Source organism: Pseudoxanthomonas sp. Root65 (genome assembly GCF_001427635.1).
Taxonomy (GTDB): Bacteria; Pseudomonadota; Gammaproteobacteria; order Xanthomonadales; family Xanthomonadaceae; genus Pseudoxanthomonas_A.
The window spans coordinates 285,248-304,809 of record NZ_LMHA01000003.1 but is presented as its reverse complement, the minus strand read 5'-3'; the positions used below and the strand labels follow the sequence as shown (position 1 = coordinate 304,809).

13 protein-coding genes are annotated in these 19,562 nt (G+C 66.2%); 2 read left to right on the top strand and 11 right to left on the bottom strand.

Annotation, left to right across the window (positions count from 1 at the left end):
* Positions 1–150: 150 nt before the first annotated feature.
* Together edd and ASD77_RS16100 are read left to right on the top strand one after the other, a co-directional pair.
* The gene (edd, locus tag ASD77_RS16105) at positions 151–2,061 is read left to right on the top strand and encodes a phosphogluconate dehydratase (RefSeq protein WP_055944296.1); all 1,911 of its coding nucleotides are present in this window, start codon (positions 151–153) and stop codon (positions 2,059–2,061) included.
* A 148-nt stretch (positions 2,062–2,209) separates the two neighbouring features.
* Positions 2,210–2,866, top strand: a complete 657-nt coding sequence (locus ASD77_RS16100; RefSeq protein WP_055944293.1) for a bifunctional 4-hydroxy-2-oxoglutarate aldolase/2-dehydro-3-deoxy-phosphogluconate aldolase — start codon at positions 2,210–2,212, stop codon at positions 2,864–2,866.
* A gap of 160 nt (positions 2,867–3,026) precedes the next feature.
* Here the strand turns inward: ASD77_RS16100 and ASD77_RS16095 are convergent, their stop codons facing one another.
* The 11 genes from ASD77_RS16095 to ASD77_RS16045 all read right to left on the bottom strand — a co-directional run bounded on the left by ASD77_RS16095 (position 3,027) and on the right by ASD77_RS16045 (position 19,197).
* Complete coding sequence (locus ASD77_RS16095) at positions 3,027–3,704, bottom strand: hypothetical protein (RefSeq protein WP_055944291.1); 678 nt, start codon at positions 3,702–3,704, stop codon at positions 3,027–3,029.
* Positions 3,705–3,932: 228 nt separating this feature from the next.
* Positions 3,933–7,130, bottom strand: coding sequence for a discoidin domain-containing protein (locus ASD77_RS16090; protein WP_082563377.1), 3,198 nt, complete (start codon positions 7,128–7,130; stop codon positions 3,933–3,935).
* A 35-nt stretch (positions 7,131–7,165) separates the two neighbouring features.
* Positions 7,166–7,987 (bottom strand): carbohydrate ABC transporter permease, encoded by an 822-nt coding sequence (locus ASD77_RS16085; RefSeq protein ID WP_055944288.1) that lies wholly within the window; start codon positions 7,985–7,987, stop codon positions 7,166–7,168.
* Complete coding sequence (locus tag ASD77_RS16080; protein ID WP_055944286.1) at positions 7,984–8,868, bottom strand: sugar ABC transporter permease; 885 nt, start codon at positions 8,866–8,868, stop codon at positions 7,984–7,986. The genes ASD77_RS16085 and ASD77_RS16080 overlap by 4 nt, the downstream gene beginning before the upstream one ends.
* Positions 8,865–10,148 carry a sugar ABC transporter substrate-binding protein gene (locus tag ASD77_RS16075; RefSeq protein ID WP_235578566.1) on the bottom strand — a complete coding sequence of 428 codons (1,284 nt, stop codon included), beginning with the start codon at positions 10,146–10,148 and terminating at the stop codon, positions 8,865–8,867. Before ASD77_RS16075 ends, ASD77_RS16080 begins: the two co-directional genes overlap by 4 nt.
* A gap of 81 nt (positions 10,149–10,229) precedes the next feature.
* The gene (locus ASD77_RS16070) at positions 10,230–11,828 is read right to left on the bottom strand and encodes a glucoamylase family protein (RefSeq protein WP_235578581.1); all 1,599 of its coding nucleotides are present in this window, start codon (positions 11,826–11,828) and stop codon (positions 10,230–10,232) included.
* A 132-nt stretch (positions 11,829–11,960) separates the two neighbouring features.
* Positions 11,961–14,984, bottom strand: a complete 3,024-nt coding sequence (locus tag ASD77_RS16065; protein ID WP_055944279.1) for a TonB-dependent receptor — start codon at positions 14,982–14,984, stop codon at positions 11,961–11,963.
* A gap of 95 nt (positions 14,985–15,079) precedes the next feature.
* Positions 15,080–16,108 (bottom strand): LacI family DNA-binding transcriptional regulator, encoded by a 1,029-nt coding sequence (locus ASD77_RS16060; RefSeq protein ID WP_055944277.1) that lies wholly within the window; start codon positions 16,106–16,108, stop codon positions 15,080–15,082.
* 182 nt (positions 16,109–16,290) lie between these two features.
* The gene (locus tag ASD77_RS16055; protein ID WP_055944274.1) at positions 16,291–18,549 is read right to left on the bottom strand and encodes a glycoside hydrolase family 3 N-terminal domain-containing protein; all 2,259 of its coding nucleotides are present in this window, start codon (positions 18,547–18,549) and stop codon (positions 16,291–16,293) included.
* 82 nt (positions 18,550–18,631) lie between these two features.
* Positions 18,632–18,901, bottom strand: a complete 270-nt coding sequence (locus ASD77_RS16050) for a BolA family protein (protein ID WP_055944272.1) — start codon at positions 18,899–18,901, stop codon at positions 18,632–18,634.
* Positions 18,898–19,197: a YciI family protein gene (locus ASD77_RS16045; protein ID WP_055945045.1), complete on the bottom strand. Its 300-nt coding sequence runs from the start codon at positions 19,195–19,197 to the stop codon at positions 18,898–18,900. The genes ASD77_RS16050 and ASD77_RS16045 overlap by 4 nt, the downstream gene beginning before the upstream one ends.
* Between the last annotated feature and the right edge of the window lie 365 nt (positions 19,198–19,562).

Here is a 19,562-nt window from a genome sequence, read left to right as displayed (position 1 = left end):
TGCGGCAAAGGCGGTAGAAAGCATCATGCCGTCGCCGTCGTTCCCCGCCCTCCCCCTCCACGCGCTGGAGATGCCGGAAGGGCTGCGCCTCACGGCCTCCTCTCGCCACGCCATGCAGAATGTCCGCGTCTGCAGCCTAGCCCTACGCCCATGAGCCTGCACCCCCGCATCCAGGAAGTCACCGAACGCATCCGCCAGCGCAGCGCACCGTTGCGCCGCGCCTACCTCGACGGCATCGACGCCGCCCATCGCGACGGCCCGCAACGCGCGCGCCTTAGCTGCGGCAACCTGGCGCATGCCTTCGCCGCCTGCGGCCCCACCGACAAGGGCCGCCTGCGCGCCGACGTGACGCCGAACCTCGGCATCATCAACGCCTACAACGACATGCTGTCGGCGCACCAGCCGTTCGAGCACTATCCCGAGATCATCCGCAAGGTCGCGCGCGACCTCGGCGCCACGGCGCAGGTCGCCGGTGGCGTGCCGGCGATGTGCGACGGCGTGACCCAGGGCCGGCCCGGCATGGAACTGTCGCTGTTCTCGCGCGACGTGATCGCGCAGGCCACGGCGATCTCGCTGAGCCATGACATGTTCGACGCCGCGCTCTACCTGGGCGTGTGCGACAAGATCGTGCCCGGCCTGCTGATGGGCGCACTGGCCTTCGGCCACCTGCCGGCGGTATTCGTGCCGGCTGGCCCGATGTCGCCGGGCATCCCCAACAAGGAAAAAGCCGCCGTCCGCGAACGCTACGCCGCCGGCGAAGCCACGCGCGAAGAACTGCTGGAAGCCGAAGCCGCGAGCTACCACGCGGCCGGCACCTGCACGTTCTACGGCACGGCCAATTCCAATCAGGTATTGCTGGAGGCGATGGGCCTGCAGCTGCCGGGCACCTCGTTCGTCAATCCCGACCAACCGCTGCGCGACGTGCTGACTCGCGCCGCCGCTGAGCGCGCGCTCAGCATCACCGCGCTGGGCGACGACTATCGCCCGATCGGACGCCTGATCGACGAGCGCGCCATCGTCAATGCGATGGTCGCCTTGATGGCCACCGGCGGCTCCACCAACCACACGATCCACTGGATCGCGGTGGCGCGATCGGCCGGCATCGTGCTGACCTGGGACGACATGGACCTGATCGCGCAGACCGTGCCGCTACTCGCACGCGTGTATCCGAACGGCGACGCCGACGTGAACCGCTTCGCTGCGGCCGGCGGCATCCAGTTCGTATTCCGCGAACTGCTCGATGCCGGCCTGATGCACGACATCACCACCATCGTGCCCGGCGGCCTGCGCGCGTTCTGCGAGGAACCGCGCCTGCAGGAGGGCAAGCTCGCCTACGCCCCCGGTGTCGCGCAGAGCGCGGACGAAGATGTCGTACGCCCGGTCACTCGCGCGTTCGAGGCCCAGGGCGGCCTGCGCCTGCTGCGCGGCAATCTGGGTCGCTCGCTGATCAAGACTTCCGCGGTGAAGGCCGAATACCGCTACATCGAGGCCCCCGCCGTGGTCGTCGACGATCCGCGCGCGCTCAACAAGCTGCATGCCGCAGGCGTGTTGCCGCAGGACTTCGTGGCCGTGGTGCGTTACCAGGGTCCGCGTGCGAACGGCATGCCGGAACTGCACTCTCTGGCCCCGCTGCTGGGCCTGCTGCAGAACCAGGGGCGTCGCGTCGCACTCGTGACCGATGGCCGCCTGTCCGGTGCATCCGGCAAGATCCCCGCCGCCATCCACCTGACCCCGGAAGCCGCACGCGGTGGTCCGCTGGCGAAACTGCGCGAGGGCGACATCATCCGCCTCGATGCGGAGGCCGGCACGCTGGAAGCGCTGGTCGATGATGCGGAATGGGCCGCACGCGAAATGGCGCCCAACACCTCACCGGCTGCACTGGACCTGGGCCGCAACCTGTTCGCGGTGAGCCGCGACGTGGTCACGCCCGCCGACCGCGGCGCAATGTCCATCTCCTGCGGCCTGCCCTACCACGACGGCACCTGGGAATACGATGCCGAATACGAACTGGGCGATGCCGCGCATGCGGCAGAGGCACCGCATGAGGCAAAGGATGCCTGAGCTTTTCCTTTCTCCCTCTGAGAGAAACTGCCCGAAGAGTGGATGAGGGCAGGTGTCATGGTGATGGTGAACTGCCCTGACCTTCGTCGCCCTCTCTCCAACCCCTCTCCCGTCGGGAGAGGGACTCACTCCAACTGATCGACACGCCATGACCATCGAAGCCCGCCAGCAGAAAGCCGAATCCCTCCTCCGCGCCGCCGGCATCCTGCCGGTCGTCACCGTCCACACGCTGGATGAGGCGCGCAAGGTGTCCGAGGCGCTGCTGAAAGGCGGGCTGCCGGCGATCGAACTGACGCTGCGCACGCCGGTCGCGATGGAGGCGCTGGCGATGCTGAAGAAGGAACTGCCCGACATCGTGATCGGCGCCGGCACGGTGCTGACGACCGAGCAGATGACGCAGTCCATCGATGCGGGCGCCGACTTCCTGGTCACGCCGGGCACGCCACCGGCACTCGCCGATGCGCTGGCCGCCGCCGACATTCCGGTGGTGCCGGGTGCCGCCACGCCGACCGAACTGCTGGCGCTGATGGCGCGTGGTTTCCGCGTCTGCAAGCTGTTTCCCGCCACCGCCGTCGGCGGCCTGGCGATGCTCAAGGGCCTCGCCGGCCCGCTGTCGGAACTGAAGATCTGCCCCACCGGCGGCATCACCGAAGACACCGCCGCCGATTACCTGTCGCAGCCCAACGTGGTGTGCATCGGCGGTTCGTGGATGGTGCCGAAGAGCTGGCTCGACAACGGCGAGTGGGACAAGGTCACCGAGAGCTCGGCCAAGGCCGCCGCCATCGTGAAAAGCGTGCGCCGCTGACACGTCTCCCGACGTGTAGGAGCGACGTGAGTCGGGACCGTGCGTACACCGGGTTCGCGCAACATCCGTAGATAGAGGAACCGGTCTTCTATGTTGGGGACAGACCTCACCCAGCCGAGCCCATGGCATTTCATCCCCGCGGTCGCGACTCACGTCGCTCCTACATCGGGTCACGGCTCTTCAGTTCCACGCCAAGGCCTTGCCGTCGCCACCCCATGGCCAGCACGGCATACCAGCCGACCATCAGCAGGCCGAGCCACCACTCGACGATGTTCTCCCAGCGATCCTTCGTCGCCGGATCGGTCGCGAGTTGGCCAGCCGCGACGTTCGCGACACCCAGCATCAGCATCGCGATCGATATCCATGACATCGCCACGATGAGGCGCGGTGGCAGCGCCTTCGACAACGACGCGCGCCGCATCAACGCCAACTGCGCCAGATAGCCGAACCCGAAGTACACCACCACGCCATATCGCCGCAGGAAACGGTAAGTCTCGCCCTCCGTGCCCAGGAAGGTGGCGTACACCGCCAGCGCCGCCGCCGACAGCACGCCGAGCGCGAGCATCGCCGTGCCACCCCGCAACCAGCGTGCCGCCAGCAGCCACACCAGCGCATGCAGCACCGCGCAGGGAATCACCAGCAGCCGGAACAGGTGGTTGCCCCACCCGTGCCGGGCGGCGCGGCTGATCGACACGCACCCATCGAGATAGGGAATGCAGGCCGGCACGTGGCCGCCCTCGATCGACAACAGATAGGCGGTGTGTGCCGCGACTACGAACAGCAGCGTCAGCAACAGTGGCAGTGGCCAGAGCGGGATGCGCGAGTTGTCAGCGACCATGACAACGACAGGACAGGGACGTTGCCCGGCAATGTACCCCGTCCCGCGACGCGACGTGGAGCCGCACCTATCCGGCTAAGGGAAATTCGACGCAACACGCAGCGGAGCGAGCTCCGCTCTGCGGATCGATGCACCGGGACGGATTCCGCGCCAGGCGTAGAGCCGGACTTGCTCGGCGCTGCGTACGATCGGCTGCGACACGCAGTGAAGCTCGCTGCGTTCTACAGGTCAGGGGGACGTCACCACCACGCGTGCCGGCAGCGCGGTGATGCGCAGTTCGCCCTCCTTCCACTGCGCCGGCTTGCCGTTGATCCGGGTCGCACCGGGCGCCGTCTTGTACGGCCACGTCAGCACCAGACCGCCGGGCGGCAGCTTCAGTCCGGCTTTCGCTTCCAGTACGACGTCGCCACCCGTCCTGCGCAACGAGTAGCCCAGCACGCCGTTCGGCGTGCGCAGGCCGTCGATGGCGATGCCCTCGCCGTCCAGCCACGCCGCCGGCACGCCGGCCGCCAGCACGAGGCTGTCGTCGAGTTCGCGCGAGTAGGCGAACATGTCCAGCGCGGAGCGCACGAAGTCCGAACCCACCCAGGCGTGCGGCAGGTCGCCGACGAAGAACGGCGTACGCGGCGTGCGAGACACCACTTCCGCCCACTGGTTCCATGCTGGCGGCGCGCGGTCCTTGAAGAAGAAGTCCACCACTTCCCACGCGCGCTCGCGCCAGCCCAGGCGGACGAACGCGGCGACGTTGCGCCACTCGTAAGGTGTGTAGTCCTTCCACGCGCGCTGGCCGTCGCGGCGTTGCACGAACTCGGTCCAGTAGCGCTCGAATGTGCCGTAGAGCAGGTCCGCCGGCAGCTTGCCCTGCTCGCCGCCCGGTGCCAATGCGATGGTGGTCGACGTGGGATCGAAATCGCCGATCTCGGCCGCACCCGGCAGGTAGTTGATGCCATGGTTCTGCGTGGCCGCGCGCAACGATGCGTACAGGTCGTCGCGGAACTGGTCGCGCGAGGCGGCCATGCGCTTCGACGCCGCCGTCTCGCCCAGCGCATCGGCGACCTCGACGGCATCCTTGTAGCCGCGCAGCGCCCAGAAGTTGTCCCAGTACGAATGCATCGGCTTGGCCGAGTAGCCTTCGTGGCTGATCGACGCCGGCATCATGCCGTAGAAGGCCGCATTGACCGCGCGGTTGGCCTCGGTGCGCTCGCTCAGTCGCAGTGCCTCCATGTAGACGAAAGCGCCCTGCACGTGCGGCCACATCTTCTTCAGGAAGGCCTTGTCGCCGGTGTAGCGGTAGTACTCGGCAATGTTGAAGATCAGCTCGCCGTGGCTGTCGTTTTCCGGCACCGGATCGCTGCCGCGGTCGTCGACGCAGCACGGCACCTTGCCGTTCTCGAACTGGTACGGCGCGTAGTACTCGACGTACTCCTTGACCACTTCCGGACGGCCGAGGCGCAGCAGGCCCTCGGAGATCATCGCACCATCGCGGATCCAGCTGCGCGAGTACGAACGCGTACCGGGCTGCAAGCGCGGGCCGATGCGCGAGATCAGCATGTGCGCGAGCGCGGTGCGCAGGGTGTCGGCGATGGCTTGGCCTTCGGCGGGGACCTGCAGCTTCATTTCGCCGAGCTTGCCGCGCCACATCGCCGCTGTGGCCTGCTGGTCTCGGATCGCGTCGATCGTCGCGGGCAGCGTACCTTCGAGGGGGGCGACCCAGTCGATGTCCCGGCTCTCACCCGGTGCCAGCGTGATGCGGTACAGCACGGCGGCGGAAGCGAGTCCGCTCGCCTCTCCTGTCACTTGCACGTCGGTACCGTCGCCCATCGCCTCCATCGATGCCAGCTGCTCACGCACCAGCCCTTCGTCGAATCGTGATGCCAATGACGCATCGGGCCTGGCGAAACGCAGACTGTCGCGCCCGTTCACGCTGACCACGCCATCGCGGATCGCCAGATCGTTGATCGGACTGAAACCGCCGGTCGTGTTGAGGAACTGGCTGGGCGGATTGACCTGCCACGGCTGCACGGCCAGCGCCAGCACATACTCGCGCGACAGCTTGCCCGTGTTGGTCAACCGATGCCGGGCGACCACTCGCGAGTCGCCGACCGTGCCCGCAGCGAACGCCGTGGTCGTCAACGCGAAGTCCGCGTGCTTCCACGCCACCGTCGGGATCGGCAGATAGCCGTCCTGCAGCGATTGCGTGGACACCACGTCGGCCCAGCCGATCCAGCGACCATCGACCTGCACGACCGGCTCGACGCTGATGCCCCCCTTGGCGATCTCGATGGCACCGTCTTCGCCGATCAGCCCCTGCTCTCGCCCACCATCCAGGCCCACGATGGTCCAGTACGGCTGCTCGCCGCTGAAGCCGCGCGGGAACCAGCCCTTGGGTGATTCCGCCGCCATCGCCTTCAACAGATCGTTGGGATGCGCGGCAAAGGCGAGTGGCTTCACTTCCAGCTCTGCCAGCGCAAACGCATGATCGGGCCCGTCGCCGATTGCGAGGCGCACGTATCGCGCCTCAGACTCCGGCAGCGCCAGGTAGTCCACACCCCCGTTGCCACCGACGACCGTACGGACATCGCGCCAGCGCACGCCATCGTCGGACAACTGCACCAGATAGTCCGACGCATGCTGACCTGGCTTCCAACGCAGCACCAGGCCACCGAACTCGCGCACCTTGCCGAGGTCCAGCGTCAGCTGCGGATCCTGTTCGCCGCGCAGATCCGCTGCCCACGCGCTGTCGGAGTTGCCATCGACGGCCAACCCCGCGGCGCCGGCCGGAAAGGCGAGCGATGCGCTCGCTTTGCCCGTCAGTGGCGAACCATCGTCGACCGGCAGCGACTCGAACGTCAGCTGGTCGAAGCAGACCGAGCCCTTGCCCCCCGCGTTGTTGTAGACGGTGAACTCCAGTTTCTCGCTCCGTCGCAGAACACGATCCGGGTCCGGGCCCCAGGCCTTGTCGATCTGCCGCTGCTTGTAACGCACCGGCGTCCACACGATCGGATACTCGTACTTCGGCCGGTTGACCCACCAGACGTTGTCGCCGCTAGCATCGACCACCTTGAACTGCAGATCGTTGCGCGGCGAATCCCCGCGCAGCTGGAAGCCGAACCGGTAGTTGGCCGGATAGGACAACGGCAGGTCGCGCTGGATGCCGGCATGGCCCGATACGCCGTTGAAGTCGTAGTCCAGGCACAGCGCCTTGCCGTCCACGCCGTCGACCGTACGCAGCGCACCACTGACCTGGTTGGACGTCACCACGCGCCACGCGGAGGCATCGCTGAAGTCGTCGAGGATGCGGACGCCCTCCTGTGCGGCGAAGGCAGGCGCCGCGCACGCGAGCAGCACGCCGCAAGCCAGTGCAGCCTTGCGGGAAGCGAAGTCACGGGGTTCCCGACTGCGCGGGAATGACGGTTCGATGTTCATGGTGATTCAAGCTCCGCGACGATCCGGTTCCCCGGTCAGCCTTTGACGCTGCCCAGCAACAGGCCCTGGATGTAATAGCGCTGCAAGGCCAGGAAGAGCAGCAGCACCGGCAGGATAGTGACGACCGAACCGGCCATCATCAGTTCGTAGTCCATGACGTGTTCGCGCGACAGGCCTGCCAGCGCGACCGGAAGGGTCTGCAGGCTGTCGTCGCTCAACACGATTAGCGGCCACATGAAGTCGTTCCATGCGCCGAGGAAACTGAAGATCGCCAACGTCACCAGGATCGGCTTCAATCCCGGCAACACGATCTGGAAGAAGATGCGTGCTTCGCTGGCGCCGTCGATGCGCGCGGCTTCCAGCAGTTCGTCCGGGATCGAGCGCGCGTACTGGCGTACCAGGAAGATGCCGAAGATCGCCGCCATGCCGGGCACGATGGCGCCGGCGTAGGTGTTTACCAGGCCCATCTGCTTGAGCAGCAGGAACAGCGGCATCATCGCGACTTGCGCGGGAATCACCAGCGCGGCGAGCAGCACGCGGAACGTGCGGTCGCGTCCCTTGAAGCGCAGCTTGGCGAAGGCATAACCGGCCATGGTGTTGAACAGCAGCGACAGCAGCATGACGCTGGTGGACACGATGAAGCTGTTGAGCAGGTAACGCCCCATGCCGGCACGCACGAACAGTTCGCGGTAGTTGTCCAGCGTCGGTGCCGATGGCAGCAGCGGGGGCGGGAAATGGCCGGCCTCACCGGTCTGCATGAAGGATACCGACAGCATCCACAGCAGCGGACCGATGCTGACGATCGCCAGCGCGACCAGCAAGGCGTTGACGACGACGGTGGCGATCCGCGGACTCATTCCACGCCCCGCTTGCGGGCGAACCACAGCAGGCCGCTGGTCACCGCCGTCATCAGCACGAACAGCAGGAAGGCCACCGCGGACGCATTGCCCAGGTTCCACCACTTGAAGCCTTCCTCGTACATCAGGTACAGCACGCTCTTGGTGCTTTCCAGCGGGCCGCCCTGCGTCATCACGTAGGGTTCGGCGAACAACTGGAAGTAGCCGGCCATGGTCAGGATGCCGACCAGCAGCAGCACGGGGCCGAGCTGCGGCAGGGTGACGTGGCGGAACTGCGCCCAGCGCGAGGCACCGTCGATGCGCGCCGCCTCGTACAGGTCTTCCGGAATACTCTGCAGGCCGGCCAGGAAGATGATCATGTTGTAGCCGAAGTTCTTCCAGACGGCGAACAGGATGATGGTCGGCATGGCCCAGGTGGGATCGCCCAGCCAGTCGACCGGGTCGATGCCGACCCATGACAGGCCCCAGTTCACCAGACCGTATTTGGTGTGGAACAGGTAGCGCCAGATCACCGCCACCGCCACCACCGTGGTGACGACCGGCGCGAAGAACGCCGTGCGGAAGAAGCTCTTGAATCGGCCGAGCTTGGAGTGCAGCAGCAGCGCCGCGCCCAGCGACAGCGCCACCGACAGCGGCACGCCGACCACCACGAAATAGACCGTGTTGCCGAGCGACTTCCAGAACATCGGGTTCTGCAGCAGGCCAACGTAGTTGTCGACGCCGACGAAGCGCAGGTTGCCGATGTCGGCCAGCGCATAGATATCGAAGTCGGTCAGGCTGAGCGCCAGTGCGGCCAGCACTGGCAGACCGAAGAACACCACGATCACCGTCAGCGCAGGCGCGGCGAACAGCCAGCCGGCGAGCGAATGCGTGGACCTCATGGTGCCGCCCCATGCTCGGCCGCCTGGTCCAGCATCCAGCGACGTTTCTCCAGGATGCGGTCGGCGCGACGATCCAGTTCCTCGGCCGCCTGGTCCACGCTCATGCGGCCATTGGCGACCTGTTCGCCGACCAGCCGCATCTCGGTGGCGATGCGTTCCCACTCCGGTACCTTCGGCGTGGATACCGCGCGCTCCAGCTGCTCGCGGAAGGCCTTGGCGTAGGGATCATTCGCCAGCGCGGGCGTCTGCCACGGCGAGCGGCGCGGCGGCAGGTCGCCGGTCAAGGCATGGAATTCGGCTTGCACCTTCGGCGACGACAACCACGCGATCAGCTGCCACGCCGCCGCCTTGTTGGGCGAATCCTTGAACACGACGAAGCTGGTGCCGTTGGCGAGCGATGCGCCGGGGCCGTTGGGACCCGGCAAAGGCATCGTCGCCCAGTCCTTCTGTTGGGCGGCCGGCAAGCGTTCCTTGAACTTGGCGATGTTCCAGGGGCCGGAGATGTAGAACGAATAGAACCCCTTGCCGAACTCGTCCCAGACGTTCGAGATCTGGTTGTTGGTGACGACCGGCGCCCACCCTTGCTCGAACATCTCCTTGTAGAAGCCCAGCGACTGCCGGAAGCCTTCGCTGCGGAAGTTGCCGTAGCGGCCACCGTCGCGCAGCAACGGCTCCGGCTGCTGGATCGCCAGGCTCAACAGCGGCTCGAACTCGTTGAGTGGCAGCAGGATGGAATAGTTGCCCGGCCCCGCGACCTGCTTGACCTCGCGCATCGCGACCCGCCAGTCGTCCCAGCTCACCGGCAGCGTCTCCACGCCCGCCTTGGCCAGCATGTCGCGCCGATAGAACGGCAGCCGGGTCTCGACATACCACGGCACCGCGTAGGCGCGGCCCTCGATCACGCCGGTGTCCCAGACGCCGGGAAAGAAATCCGCTTGGTCGAAACCGGGTGTCGCGGCGATCTCGTCATCCAGCGGTTCCAGCGCACCCAACGCGGCGAATTCCGGGATCCACGTGTTGCCGATCGGGCTGACGTCCGGCAGCGACTCGCCGGCGAAGGCGGTCAGCAGTTTCTCGTGTGCCGACAGCCACGGCACGATCTGCAGGTCCACGCGGATATCCGGGTGCTGGCGCTCGAATTCGGGTAGCAGCCTGGCGACGACTTCGCCTTCGTAGCCCATCACCCAGAACCGCACGGTGCTGCGGTCGTCCTGCGGGCGTGCACAGCCGGCGATCGCGAGCACCAGCAACGTCAGGAGTGCAGCAAAACAGCAGCGCACCAGGGCCCTCCTTCCACCGGAGAAGACCCTGATGCGTGCTGGAGAGACCCTTGCTGGTGCACGCCGATCCATGCGGACAGCTTACTCGGGCTGCTGCGGGCGCGTCGCCTCGGGCTGCGAGGCCTGGTTGGCGCGCGATTCTGCGGTGCCCAGCGCGCGCGCCGCCGCGGCGTCCAGATCCGGCGGTGCGGTCGGCGCCGCCACGGCGCTGGCGCCGCTCGCCTGCTCGCTCTTCGCATCCAGCCAGCCGCCCTGGAAGCCGGCCTTCTTCAATCCGTCACGGATGTACGGATTCTTCTTCATCACGCTCCAGACGAAATCGCTGCGGTAGTTCGCGATCATCGCCAGGATCGGGCCCTGGTCGATGCCGATATAGTCGCTGGCCACCCAGCCCTTGCCCGGCACGATGCGGCCGGTCTTCAGCGGGATGTCGTAGTCGAAGCTGGGATTGAACGAATCCAGGAAGCCATAGCTCGAGTACAGGTAGTCGCCGTAACGGCGATGCATTTCCTCGGTGGCGGGAATCACGATCTCCGGCGCGAACGGCAGCGAGGCGATGGCCGCCGTCGGCGCGATGGTGCCGTCATCGAAGTTCTCGCGGAAGCCGGCGCCGCGTGCGGAGTAATGGCGGAACGGACGCTGTTCGCCGCGGTATTCCTGGGTGGTCTGCTGCGGTCCGTCGGAGGCGGTCAGGCCCCACACGTTCGCGCCGTAGTCCTTCCACTTCATCGGGTTCTCGATGGCGTAGGCGCGCTGGGCGTAGGTGGCGCGGCGGCTGTTCTCGAAATAGTCCATGCCGCGCTCGCGCATGTACGCGTCCTGGATGCCGCGGAAGTCGATCCAGACATGGCTGTACTGGTGACCGAAATGCGGTGCGAATGTCAGGTATTCCTGTCCCTGGAAAACACCCCAGAGTTCGCTGTAGCTGCGCGTCCACACTTCCCATGCCTCGGGACCCACCGGATGCGTCGGCGAGGCCATCGCCAGCACGTAGACCATCATGGCCTCGTTGTAGCCCTTCCAGTCGTGCGGGATGACGCCACTCTCCGGGAACCAGCCCATCGAGATCAGCGGCTTGTTGTTCTGCAGGAAGGTCCAGTCGACGCGCTTGTAGAGGGTGTCGGCAAGGTCGCGGATCTCCTTCTCGCGCGCGTCGTCGCGGTCGTAGTAGGACTGCGCGAACAGCACGCCCATCAGCAGCAGCGAGGTGTCCACGCTGGACAGTTCCACCCAGGTGTTGAAGCGCTCGCCGGTGTTCATGTCGAGGAAGTGGTAGTAGAAGCCCTTGTGGCCGCCCTTCCCTTCCTTCTGCGGACCCTGCGGGATGTCGCGCAGGAATTTCAGCGTGGTCAGCGTGCGGTCGACCGCCTGCGTGCGGCTGACCCAGCCGTTCTCGATGCCGATGGGATACGCGGTCAACGCGTAGCCGATGGAGGCGATGCTGGCGAACGGACGCGACGGATAGCGGTCCGGCGTCATGCCGTTCACTTCGTTGGTGGTGTCCCAGAAGAACTGGAACGTGCGACGTTCGATGTCGCGGAAAAGGGGCGGCAACTCCGGCTTCGCCGGCGGTTCCGGCTTGGCGGCCACGACGGGAGCGGCAGGCTTCGCGGCGGGTGCGGCTTTCTCTTCCGGCGCCTTCTGGCAGCCGGCGATCAACAGAGTCAGCACAACGCCGATGAGCCAGGGCGCGCGCGGGGCTGGGGTGATCTTGTTCAAAACATTATCCCGTTGTAACCGATTACAAAAGAGCACAAAACAAACCCGCCGGTCAGGCGGCGCCCGGAGGCGCCGCCCGAGGGCGGGTGTGTATTACCAGTCGAAGCCGAAAGACAGCTTGAAGGTTCGCATGGGTTCGTACACTTCGATGCCGCTACGCGTGCCGAGGTTCGGGTTCTGCGGACCACCCGGCGAGCCCCAGTTGGTGTTGAACTGGTTCCAGTTCTCCCAGTTGAAGACATTGATCATGTCGCCACGCACCCAGACCGACAGGTCTTCGCTGGGATTCCAGCGCTTCTGCACCGCCAGATCGAAGCGCTTGTACCCAATCGTGCCCTCCGGCGTGACGGGCGCATAGAACGCACGCAGGTCACCGCAGTTCGCAGCTCCGGTGATGGGCTGGCACGTGCCGTCAGCCGGTGAATTGAGTCTATTCACAGCAGATTTCGGCTTCGGCGTCTCCAAAATCAACTTGCCGCTGAAGGTCAGATCCCAGCCCGGCGAATAAATGCCGGAAAGGACCAGGCGATGCTTCGGCACGCCGACGGACACGTAGTAATCATCCGTGACGTACGGATAATCGAACAGGAACGTCTCGCCGAGCGAGGCTTCCGGACGATTCTCCTCCGCATCCATGTACGTGTAGGCGATGTTGACGCCCCACGGCGATGCCTGCGTGAACGGCTTGTCCGCCGACAGCAGCAGCGAGTTCTGGTTGAAAGAGAACCCATTGTCCAACAGGATCAGGTTGCCGTAGCCAGGCACTGCGATGAACGGCGAACCGCCAAACGTCTGTCCCTGCGACTGGAACTGATGGAAGCTGCCATCCGGGCGACGGCTTCCGAGGCGGCCATAGAAACCATCACGCGCGCGGATGTGCTGCAGGGTCACCGCCGTATTCCAGTCGTGCCCCCACAGCGTCACCGCGTTGCGCATGCCCAGGCTGAACTGGTCGGAGTACGGCGTCTTGAAGTCGTTGTTGACCAGTTGGATCTCGCCGCCAGCCACAGGGTTCGCCGCACGATAGGCATCGAGTCCCGCGTCGGTCATCAGCGCCGGATTGAACGGTATGCAGTTGGTGCCCGAGCAGGGATGGAACGCGGTGGGGAAGTTGATCGTGTAGGTGGTGAAGGCACCCGCGTAGTACTCACGCGCCAGGTAGTCGAACAGCGTGCGGTCATAGGCGCGCCCGGCACCGCCGAAAATCACATGACGCTGGTCACCGGTCAGGTCGTACGAGAAGCCAAGGCGCGGCTGGATGGCGTCCTTGAAGTTGTCGCGCTTGCCCGGACCGGGGATGTAGTTATCGATGTTGTAGTCGGTGTTCTGAATGTTCGTCCAACCACGCAGCGCGGCCTCGATAGCCGGGTCGAGGCGATTGTCGGTGTAGGCCGGATTCTGTTCGTAATCCCAGCGGATGCCGAGGTTCAGCGTCAGCTTCTCGTTGACCTGCCAGTCGTCCTGGATGTAGATGCCGAACTGCTTGTTCTCCGAGCTTACGAAGGGGTCGCGGCCGGTGCGCGGCGCGGTGAATTCGATGCGCCACGGCTGGGTCAGGCTCTCGTTGACGTCATACCAGTAGCGCGGGAATGGCGGGAATTGCTGGAAGGCCTTCAGATCCACCTGCTTGTACTTCACGCCCATCTTGATGGTGTGATTTTCCCAACCATAGAACGTCACATCGCTCTGGATACCGACGCCCTTCTGACCCTTGTCCTGGAAGTTCGGGCCGCCGCCGAGATTCAGGACCTGCAAATCGCGCTGGTTCGGGTTCTGCGGATTGACGATGGTGTAGCGGGCCGAGTTGATCGGGTTGACCGGACTCGGATTGTAGGCCGCCTCCTCGAACGTCAGGTGGCTGTCGGCCAGCCAATCCTGCGAGGAGTACTGCCAACGCAGGTCAATGCGGGTTTCATCGTTGTTGAGCGCTGTGCCGGCACTCGGAACGTTGACGCCGCCAATGCCCAACACACCGGTTTCCTTGCGGACCCGTCCGATCAGCTCGATCAGGTGCGCATCACTGGCCTGCAGGCTCAGCTTGCCGAAATAGACGTCCTGGTTGAACGGCCGGCTCGCAGGTCCGTAGTACTGGGTGATCTCGGACGGCAGGACCACGTTGTTGTTCAGTACCTCCGTCGGCGGCAGGATCGGAGCCGGGCGTACGATGTCCTTCGCTTCGTACGACACGAAGAAGTGCAGCTTGTCGCGCAGGATCGGGCCGCCAAACGTGATGCCGTACTGCTCCACCTTCTCCTCGTTCTCGCCATCCCTCAGCTCCTGCGGCGTGGACTGTGTCCAGGCCTCCGACGTGCGATCGACGAAGAAGCTGCCCTCGAATTCATTGGTACCGGACTTGGTGACGGCCGTGATGGCTGCACTGCTGATCTGGTCGTACTCTGCCTTGTAGTTCGAGGTGATGACCTTGTATTCGCCGATCGCGGACTGCGGGAACGGATTGCCTTCGCTGTCGTCCTGGCTCGTAACGCCGCCGGGCGTGACATAGTTCTTTTGGCCAACGCCGTCGATGTACACGTTGATGGCATTCGCGCCCTGCGCACCGCTGCGGATCTGGGTCTCCTGACCATTGACCGGCGTCTGCAGCGCCATGCCCGGCACGATATCGGCGAACGCCAGGAAGTTGCGCGAGTTCTGCGGCAGCAGTTCGATCTGCTTGTTCGACACGTACGTCGCCACTTCCGACGTCTTGGTTTCCACCAGCATCGGCGCGGTCACGCGCACGGTATCCAGCGTGGTCGCGTCACCCGTCGGCGCGGAGACCGGCGGTGCGTCCTGCAGGTTCAGCGTGGCGGTCTGGCCCACGGCCAAGGTCACCGCACGGCTGCTGGTCTGTCCACCGGCGTTGACATCGATCCGGTACGTGCCCGGCGGCAGGCCGCCGATGTTGTAGCTGCCGTTCGCCGCCTTCGCGGTACGGGTCAGGCCGGTATCCACGTTGGTGACGGTGATGGTCGAGTCCGCCGTCACTGCACCACGCAGCGTGGCGGAGGTGGACTGCGCCATCACCTGCGGCGCGGCCATGGCCAGGCAGCTCGCCAGGGCACAGGACAACAGCTTGCGATTGGGTCGGAATGTGGTGGTGCGGTTGCGCTTATTCATTGGCTCTCCCTCCAAAGATTGATGTACTGCAAATCGGCTTGATGCCGCTTGTAATCGATTACAGCCCGCTCCAAAAAAAAGCGGTCACGCTTTCCCTATGTCTGTGTGCGGCGGCCCTCTCCCACGCTGGACGCCCTGACGATCAGCTCCGGCGTCAACATGGCCGAAGGCGCCACACGCGCACCATCGGATTCGATCGTTTCCAGCAGACGGCTCATCGCCTGCCCCCCCAGCTCGGCAATACTCACCCGCATCGTGGTCAAGGTCGGGTGAACGAAGCGCGCCAGCGGGATGTCGTCGAAACCGGCCAGGGCCACGTCCTTCGGCACGCTCACACCGGCTTCGTTGAAGGCGTACAGGCAGCCCAGCGCCGTCATGTCGTTGGCAGCGAACACGGCCTGCGGCCTGTCTGGCGCATGCGCGATGTGCCTGCCTGCTTCGTAGCCGGCGGACTCGCTGAAATCGCCGGAAAACTCCTGCGGCTGCGCACCTGGCAACAGACGCGCCATCGCATCGCGGTAGCCGCGCAACCGTTCGCGCGCATCGAAGTTGCCCTCCGGCCCGCCGATGAACGCGATGCGGCGATGGCCAGCTTGGACGAGGTGTTCGACCATCGCCACGGCGGCGCTGTAGTTGTCGATGGTCAATGCCGGGTACGGCGAGTCCTGCACATCGGTATTGATCAGCACCACCGGCAGCGACGACGGCAGGTTGTCGACCAGGAAGCCCGGACGGTCGGTATACGGCGACAGCACCAGCAAGCCGTCGACGCGACCGCGCATGGCGCGCAGGGCTTCGCCCTGCTCTTCCGGATGGCCGTGGTAACTGGACACCAGCAGATGCTGGCGGCGTGCGCGGGCGACCTGGTCGATGCCGCGGATCAGTTCGGAGAAGAACTCGCCGTACAGGTCCGGCAACACCACGCCGATGGTCTGCGTGCGGCGGCTGCTGAGGCTGCGCGCGGCGGCATGCGGCTGGTAGCGCAGGCGGTCGGCCGTGGCCAGGACCTGCTGGCGAACGGAGTCGGCGACGTTCTCATGCCCGTTCAAGGCACGCGACACGGTGGCGACGGAGACCCGCGCCTCGCGTGCGACATCCTTGATGGTGACCGAGGTTCTCGCCATTCCCCGCCCCTCCGCGGTGATGACAGCCTTGAGTGGCGCGGACTGTAACCGTTTTCACGGAAACGTGTAAAGCCCGCGTTAGTTGGTGCGAAATACACTGTGAATTCAGTCGTTTGCGCGCACCTTGATCCGGCAGAAAATATTGCGGCGCAGCATCGCCGATGCCACGCCGCCGTCGTCCTTCAGGGCGCCGCCACCGAGAACGCGGCCTGTTGCGTGCGATCCGAGCTTCCGCCCACGAACACCGTGAAGGTGCCCGGCTCCACCACCTGCTGCATGCGCGCGTCGTACATCGCCAGATCCTCGAAGCCGAGCTCGAAGGTGACCGTCTTCGACTCGCCCGGCTCCAGCGCGACGCGCTGGAAGCCGCGCAGTTGCTTGACCGGGCGGGTGACGCTGGCCACGTCGTCGCGCACGTAGAGCTGCACCACTTCCTCGCCCGCGCGCTTGCCGGTGTTGGTGACACGCACGCTGACCTGCTGCTGCAGGGCGGACGGCGCCAGCGTCTTCTTCGCCACCACCGGCGCGTCGTAACGGAAGGTCGTATAGCTGAGCCCGTGGCCGAACGCGTACAGCGGCGTGGACGGCGCATCCAGATACTTGCTGGTGTACTTGTCGGTGTCGCTCGGCGGACGGCCGGTGTTGCGGTGCGCGTAGTAGAGCGGGATCTGGCCCACGTTGTGCGGGAACGTCACCGGCAGCTTGGCCGACGGATTGACGTCGCCGAACAGCACGTCGGTGATGGCATGTCCGCCTTCCACGCCGGGGAACCACGCTTCCAGGATCGCCGGCACCTTGCCCTTCAGCGCACCGATCGACAGCGGACGCCCGTTCAGCAGCACCAGCACCACCGGCTTGCCGGTCGCGGCGACCTGAAGCGCGAGTTGTTCCTGCACGCCCGGCAGGTCCAGCGTGGTGCGGTTGTGCGCCTCGGCGCTCATGTCGGGATGTTCGCCGAGGAACATCACCACCGCGTCGGCCTGCTGGGCCGCCGCCAGCGCCTCGGCGAAGCCGGACGTGTCCTGGCTGTCGATGTCGGCGCCCTTGGCGACGATCAGCCGCGCGCCCTCGCCCAACGCAGCCTTCAGACCCTGCACCGGCGTCACCGCGTCTTCCTCGCGCCCGGCCACCGCCCAGTTGCCGAGCATGGCGCGGCGATGGTCGGCCAGCGGGCCGATCACGGCCAGCGTGCGCACGGACTTCGACAGCGGCAGCACGTTGCGATCGTTCTCCAGCAGCACCAGCGATTTCTGCGCCATGCGGCGCGCGGCCGCGCGATGCTCTGGGGTCAGCGTCAGCGCGCGCTCGCGGGCGCCGTCGTCGGTGCAGTAACGATAGGGATCGTCGAACAGGCCCAGCCGGTACTTCGCATTGAGCACGCGGCGCACGGACGCATCCAGCTCGGCCATGGGGATCTTTCCGGCCTTTACCGCCGCCGGCAGGTCCTTCACGTAGATCTGGCTGACCATGTCCACGTCCACGCCGGCACGCAGGCCCAGGATGCCGGCCTCCTCGCGGTTGGCGGCCACGCCGTGCGGCATCAGTTCCATCACGCCGGTGTAGTCGCTGACCAGCAGGCCGTCCCAGCCCCACTGCTTGCGCAGCACGTCCTCGATCAGTGGACGGTGCGCATGCATCGGCACGCCGGCCACTTCATTGAAGGCGGCCATGATCGACTGTGCGCCAGCCTCCACGGCGGCCTTGAACGGCGGCAGGTAGACCTCGTGCAGCGCGCGCTCGGAGATGTCGGCCACGTTGTAGTCGCGGCCACCCTCGGCCGCGCCATAGGCGACGAAGTGCTTGGCGGTGGCCAGGATGGTATCCGGCGCGCGCAAGTCGTCGCCCTGGAAACCGCGCACGCGCGCCGCGGCCAGCACCGAGCCGAGGTACGGGTCTTCGCCCGCGCCCTCGACGATACGTCCCCAGCGCGGGTCGCGGGAAATGTCCACCATCGGCGCGTAGGTCCAGTGGATGCCGTGCGCCGCGGCTTCGACCGCGGCCACGCGGGCGCCGTTCTGCACTTCGACCGGGTCGAAGCTTGCCGACTCGCCCAGCGGCACGGGGAAGACGGTGCGGTGGCCGTGGATCACGTCGAAGCCGAACATCAGCGGGATCTTCAGTCGCGACTCTTCCACCGCAATCCGTTGCAGGCGGCAGGTCAGCACCGCGCCCTGGGTACCCAGGTAGGTGCCGATCTCGCCCTTGCGGATCTGGTCCTCGTTGCCCGTCATGGCGGCCGGACCGGTGTTGTTGCCCACGCCGGCGGGCTGGTTCAACTGGCCCAGCTTCTCCTCGACGGTCATCTTCGCCATCAGGGCGTCGACGAAGGCTTTCTCCTGCGGCGTGGCATACGCCGGTGGCGCGGCCGCGGCCGGGGCGGCCAGCAAGGTGGCGATCAGGCCGGCCAGCAGCGGCCGCGATGAAAGGTGGTTGGTGGACATGGCGCCCTCCCGGCGTGACGAAAGGGGGCGAATGTAAACGTTTTCATCGGCCGGCGCATGCCGCGCTGCCGAAGAGGGGACGTCAGCCGGCTTCGTCCGGTGTGCGGGCCTCGATGGCCAGGGCGTGGATGTCGGTCTGCATCATCTCGCCCAGGGCGGCATACACGGCACGGTGGCGGGCCAGCGGCACCTTGCCGGCGAAGGCGTCGCTGATGATGCGGACGGTAAAGTGACCGCGTCCGTCACGGGCACCTTCGTGGCCCGCGTGCTTGTGGCTGTCGTCCAGGACCTCCAGCGACGCCGGCTGCAGGGCGGCCTGCAGCGCGTCGCGGATGCGCTCGACGCGGCTCACGGCAGGACCTTGCGGAACGGACGCACGTCGACGCGGGCATAGACGCCGGCGGCGACGTATGGGTCGGCATCGGCCCAGGCCCGGGCGTCTTCCAGCGAATCGAACTCGGCGATCACGATGCTGCCGCTGAACCCGGCCGGGCCCGGATCTTCGGCATCGATCGCCGGGCATGGACCGGCCAGCAGCAGCCGCCCTTCGTCGCGCAGCGCGGTCAGCCGCGCCAGGTGCTCCGGCCGCGCGGCCAGGCGCCGGGCCAGAACGTCGGGGCCGTCATGGCCTTCAATGGCATACCACATGGTGTTCACTCCGGGGACGAAGTCTGAATTGTACGGGCCGGCCCGCGCGTCGAGGCTGGACACGGTGGGGGCCAAGGCTTACCCTGTGCTCCATTGCACGGCCGGAAGCAGCGGCCCGTCCAGGGGAAGACCGGCGATGCCGACCTCCCTGCCCCGTCGAGGGACTACCGGGACGTTCGATTCGCTGCCCCCACCCGCCCGCGCCCGACGACCTCTCGCTGTCCGCCACCGCAGTCCTGCGGTGTGTTTTGCTGGTTGCTGTAAGGGAAGCGTTCGCCCTGCGACGCATGATGATGATGGTTGGTGCATTGCCGGTGCCGCGCCGTCCTGCCACGTGCAGGCCCGCAGGGTGACCCGCACGATGG

What these genes read in the sequence shown, in the direction of transcription:
- edd (WP_055944296.1), top strand. Translation starts at nt 151, where the DNA reads ATGAGCCTGCACCCCCGCATCCAGGAAGTCACCGAACGCATCCGCCAG.
- ASD77_RS16100 (WP_055944293.1), top strand. Translation starts at nt 2,210, where the DNA reads ATGACCATCGAAGCCCGCCAGCAGAAAGCCGAATCCCTCCTCCGCGCC.
- ASD77_RS16095 (WP_055944291.1), bottom strand. Translation starts at nt 3,704, where the DNA reads ATGGTCGCTGACAACTCGCGCATCCCGCTCTGGCCACTGCCACTGTTG.
- ASD77_RS16090 (WP_082563377.1), bottom strand. Translation starts at nt 7,130, where the DNA reads ATGAACATCGAACCGTCATTCCCGCGCAGTCGGGAACCCCGTGACTTC.
- ASD77_RS16085 (WP_055944288.1), bottom strand. Translation starts at nt 7,987, where the DNA reads ATGAGTCCGCGGATCGCCACCGTCGTCGTCAACGCCTTGCTGGTCGCG.
- ASD77_RS16080 (WP_055944286.1), bottom strand. Translation starts at nt 8,868, where the DNA reads ATGAGGTCCACGCATTCGCTCGCCGGCTGGCTGTTCGCCGCGCCTGCG.
- ASD77_RS16065 (WP_055944279.1), bottom strand. Translation starts at nt 14,984, where the DNA reads ATGAATAAGCGCAACCGCACCACCACATTCCGACCCAATCGCAAGCTG.
- ASD77_RS16060 (WP_055944277.1), bottom strand. Translation starts at nt 16,108, where the DNA reads ATGGCGAGAACCTCGGTCACCATCAAGGATGTCGCACGCGAGGCGCGG.
- ASD77_RS16055 (WP_055944274.1), bottom strand. Translation starts at nt 18,549, where the DNA reads ATGTCCACCAACCACCTTTCATCGCGGCCGCTGCTGGCCGGCCTGATC.
- ASD77_RS16045 (WP_055945045.1), bottom strand. Translation starts at nt 19,197, where the DNA reads ATGTGGTATGCCATTGAAGGCCATGACGGCCCCGACGTTCTGGCCCGG.